General features: G+C 53.1%; 5 protein-coding genes and 2 pseudogenes. 1 reads left to right on the top strand and 6 read right to left on the bottom strand.

The window, feature by feature from the left end; all coding sequences use genetic code 11:
• The first annotated feature begins 170 nt into the window (after positions 1 to 170).
• Positions 171 to 347, top strand: coding sequence for a ferrous iron transport protein A (locus KFO72_RS41580; RefSeq protein WP_225034525.1), 177 nt, complete (start codon positions 171 to 173; stop codon positions 345 to 347).
• Positions 348 to 620: 273 nt separating this feature from the next.
• Here the strand turns inward: KFO72_RS41580 and KFO72_RS42385 are convergent, their stop codons facing one another.
• The 6 genes and pseudogenes from KFO72_RS42385 to KFO72_RS41555 form a co-directional block, all read right to left on the bottom strand.
• Positions 621 to 1,256 carry an RHS repeat-associated core domain-containing protein gene (locus tag KFO72_RS42385; protein ID WP_318248534.1) on the bottom strand — a complete coding sequence of 212 codons (636 nt, stop codon included), beginning with the start codon at positions 1,254 to 1,256 and terminating at the stop codon, positions 621 to 623.
• Positions 1,233 to 1,307 (bottom strand): annotated as a pseudogene (locus KFO72_RS42380) (RHS domain-containing protein); the annotation flags it as partial. The gene KFO72_RS42385 and the pseudogene KFO72_RS42380, both read right to left, overlap by 24 nt.
• A gap of 310 nt (positions 1,308 to 1,617) precedes the next feature.
• Entirely contained in the window at positions 1,618 to 1,845 is a 228-nt protein-coding gene (locus KFO72_RS41570; RefSeq protein WP_054934956.1) for a hypothetical protein, read from the bottom strand.
• A 350-nt stretch (positions 1,846 to 2,195) separates the two neighbouring features.
• Positions 2,196 to 2,387: pseudogene (locus KFO72_RS42640) on the bottom strand (RHS repeat-associated core domain-containing protein); the annotation flags it as partial.
• Positions 2,388 to 2,733: 346 nt separating this feature from the next.
• Entirely contained in the window at positions 2,734 to 3,015 is a 282-nt protein-coding gene (locus KFO72_RS41560; protein WP_082845442.1) for an Imm53 family immunity protein, read from the bottom strand.
• Positions 3,006 to 3,519 (bottom strand): RHS repeat-associated core domain-containing protein (locus tag KFO72_RS41555; protein WP_225034524.1); only part of this gene is annotated, 514 nt, incomplete at its 5' end. The genes KFO72_RS41560 and KFO72_RS41555, both read right to left, overlap by 10 nt.

The following is a 3,519-nucleotide window of genomic DNA, read 5'->3' as shown; positions in this document are numbered from 1 at the left end:
CCCCGGCTCGTACAGATACACCGACGCCGCCCGCCACTGATTCCGCCCCGCCTCCGGTGTATGATGCCGCTGCGCCACGGGTAACGCATACGCATCTTCGGGATTCTCACTAGGAGTTGATCATGGCTGTTGCCAATCTTTAAGCACGTGAGCCCGTCACTCAACGCATCGTGACGACATTGCAAAGCGCAACTGACCGCGATACACATCAACACGCGCCACTCATGCAGTGGATGCATTTTGTCAATCTGTATCTCGAACGCATGGGCTTTGTGCCTGGACAGCGCGTGAACATCACCGCTAACTTTCGCTTCGGCAACCTCATCATCTCGCCTGACCACGGCTAGAGGCAACAAGGGCCGCGTTAGCGGCCCTTTGCTGTTACCACACTCGCATACCAGGCGAGCAAAACCCAGACACAATATCCATCAGCTCTAGAATTCTATCGTCAGTGCTTTCGGCTACACCAGATCTCATTGTGCCCAGAAACTCATATACGGATTCAGAGCTAAAGCCTTTCTCCCGATACCTCATCAGAATGGCTCGCAGCAAATTGAAGTCGCAGTCTCCCTCCAATGCGCTACGCAGTTCGCTATCCAGCACGATATCTAACTCGACGTTCATTGTTTAACCCATTTTCCACGAGTCGAAGCAAGTGCCGCTTGGTAATCAGCCAAAGACACACTTGCACTTGGTTGGATCGTCCCGTGCTTAGCGCTATCCGGTACGTACTTGAGGGTCTTCGGAAGATTCCCTGTGTTCAACATACATGCGCAATCCTTTCCCGTCCCCCCCAAACTCTCAGGACGCCTATGAGGAGGAAGGTTAGCCGTTGATTCTGGTGCGACCGAAATACCACCCGTATCTGGATGGACCATTCCATTTGAATCAACCGGAATATCTACGCCAGGACGTGCACCAAGTCCACGCGCCGTAGGTTCCGCGATCGGAAGATTATCGCCTCCCGTTTTCATCGCCCGATATACGTCCTCCCCCGTCAATCCAAGCGGATCAATCCAGCTGATCGGGTTTGGCGCATATTGATATGGGTTTATGCCACCAGCAATCCCAATCGGATCCTTACTAATGAACCTACCCGCATACGGATCATAGTACCTGTGCCGGTTATAGTGCAGCCCCAATTCCTCATCATGATACTGCCCCTGCGCCCGTATCAGATTCCCCGTTTCCGCCGCCCCATCCCCCAGCTTCGCGCCCCTGAGCGCACCCCACGCCCGGTACCGCCCCAGCCACACCACCTTACCCGACTCATCCACCAGTTCCTGTGGCGTGCCCAGATGATCGTTCTGGTAAAAGTACGTCGCGTGCCGCGTACGCGCCGGATATTCAACAAAGCGCCCGTCCGTGCCTTGCGCTCAATGAAGACCGATTCCGCCACCATCCTTACTTGAATCGTAGAGCATCAGCGCATTGTCGGGCATCTCATGTACATGCAGCGCCTCGCGGCGCTTTACCCTCAGCCTGCGTTTGCGACGGCGTATTGCCTCCGTGTGTTGTGCGTCCATCACGCGCGCGCCTCATGCAGATAACCGTGTGCGACGACACCATTACAGCCAGATAGACATGCGAAGGACCGCTCAATGCGGCCCTTCGTTGTTACCCGTCTATCTGCCAAGCTACTTCCCAATTGGACTCTGCAAAGAAACCCGCTACAGCCTCCCTTGTCTCGACCCAATTATCAAATCCAGTAGTCATGTCGGCGCGATCCGACGTCAGAATTAAAAACCCTCCTGTATTCTCAGCGTCATCCACTACCTTGACGTAAAAACCTGCGCTATCCCCAGCAATGATTCGCCCAACTGTTCCAAACAGAATTTGCTCCATAAATCACCTCATCCACAGAAGGGAATGTGATTATTCGCGATAGGCTTTGCAGCCCCTTGAACATAGGTCTCCAAATGCCCATGAGGAACATTTGGCGCGTGATTTCCTTGGATCGAATTATTGTCTATTCGAAATTGCTGAGTTCCGTCTGCGCTTCGATAAACGCCACTCCCCGACTTACCAATCTCGGTGTAGCCCGCGCCTAAAAATTCTGTTCCTGCATCAAGGAACTGGTCCGAGTTCAATACATGCCGGCTAGTTATGTTTCCTTTGCCTTTGAGTGTCTCGTCTATAACCGAATGCACCGGGCATTTCTGCGTGTTGCACAAAGCGCAGGAGGCGCCACCAGCCGTTTTTTGCAACCCCAGCGGATCAACCCACTGCACCGGGTTCGGCGCGTACTGATAGAGATTGATCCCGCCTGACAGTCCAATCGGGTCCTTACTAATGAACCTACCCGCATGCTGATCGTAATACCGATGCCGGTTGTAGTGCAGCCCCAATTCCTCATCATGATACTGCCCCTGCGCCCGTATCAGATTCCCCCTTTCCGCCGCCCCATCGCGGGCGATGAGTGCTACCAACACTCACCGCCCGCTGACCACCACCAACTCACAGCAGGAGTTGACTATGGCTGATGTAAATCTTAAAGCGTGAACCCATCACGAAACGTTTTGTGACGACATTGCAAGGTGCATCTGACCGCGATACACATCGGCATGCGCCACTCACGCCGTGGATGCATCTCGTCAATCTGTATCTCGAACGCTTGGGCTTTGTGCCCGGACAGCGCGTAAGCATCACCGCAGACTACCGTTCCGGGACCTCATCATATCGCCTGACCATGACTAGATAGCACAAGGGCCGCGCGAGCGGCCCTTGTTGCGTCTAGCGAAGCCAGTTAATAGCCAGTTTTAATATTTCTTTAAGATTAGATGCGCCACCATATCCGACAAACTCTCGATCAGTTGCATGTACCCTGACCCAATCCACTTCGCTTCGCTCAAGGTCGATAGTTGCGGGGCTTCTCTCAACCGCTCCGGTTATCTTGACCTTCCATCCGGGATTGTCAATATTGGTAATCTCAACGCCAAACGAATGCTCCCAAATGTCATTACATTGCAAGGCATACCAACCCTGCAATTCATCAATTAGATCTGTCATCGACATAACCCCTTCCGTCTCGCAAGTTCTCGTGCGACTCGAACATCTCGCTTGCTCGCTGCCCTCGTGACCTCCGTCTTCTTCGACGTTGTTATCTGCCCACCGGGACCAATATTGATATTCCGAGTCTGAACATGAGGTGTCGGAATATCGACGCCTGTTGCCTTATCAAAATGCGTTGCACCCTGCAAGTCAATATGACCCTGCGTCGTTGGCGTGGCAAACGTAACTGAATTTTGACCAATTTGTTTGGACAATTCCTGAGCCATTTCCGTTGTGCCCTTCGGCCCTTGAGACGTATCGTCAGTACATTTAGGAACGCATTTGCAGGCTAACCCGAGCGGATCAATCCAGCCTGTCGGATTCGACGCATATTGGTAGACATTGATCCCGCCTTTGAGCCCAATCGGGTCCTTACTAATGAACCTCCCCGCATGCGGATCGTAATACCGATACCGGTTATAGTGCAGCCCCAATTCCTCATCATGATACTGCCCCTGCGCCCGTATC

Origin of the sequence: Paraburkholderia sp. XV (genome assembly GCF_020177535.1) — a bacterium.
Classification (GTDB): domain Bacteria; phylum Pseudomonadota; class Gammaproteobacteria; order Burkholderiales; family Burkholderiaceae; genus Paraburkholderia; species Paraburkholderia caribensis.
The sequence above is the reverse complement of the archived record's forward strand: the minus strand, read 5'-3'. Positions and strand labels throughout refer to the sequence as shown.